The following is a 245-nucleotide window of genomic DNA, read 5'->3' as shown; positions in this document are numbered from 1 at the left end:
GCCTCTTCGATCAGGGTCTCCACGATCTTCGACTCGGGCACCGTCTTGATGACCTCGCCCTTCACGAAGATCTGCCCCTTGCCATTGCCGGACGCCACCCCGAGATCAGCCTCACGGGCCTCACCCGGACCATTGACGACACAGCCCATGACCGCGACCCGCAGCGGCACCTCCATGCCCTCGAGCCCCGCCGTCACCTCGTCCGCGAGCTTGTACACATCCACCTGCGCACGACCACAGGACGG

Annotated in this window: 1 protein-coding gene; it reads right to left on the bottom strand. The window is 65.7% G+C overall.

What is annotated here, in order from left to right; all coding sequences use genetic code 11:
* On the bottom strand, positions 1–245 hold a 245-nt coding region (locus IG74_RS0145225; RefSeq protein ID WP_158858171.1), incomplete at both ends, for a flavodoxin-dependent (E)-4-hydroxy-3-methylbut-2-enyl-diphosphate synthase.

It is taken from the genome of Streptomyces sp. NRRL B-1347, assembly GCF_000720325.1.
GTDB lineage: Bacteria > Actinomycetota > Actinomycetes > Streptomycetales > Streptomycetaceae > Streptomyces.
This window is presented reverse-complemented; position numbering and strand designations above follow the sequence as displayed.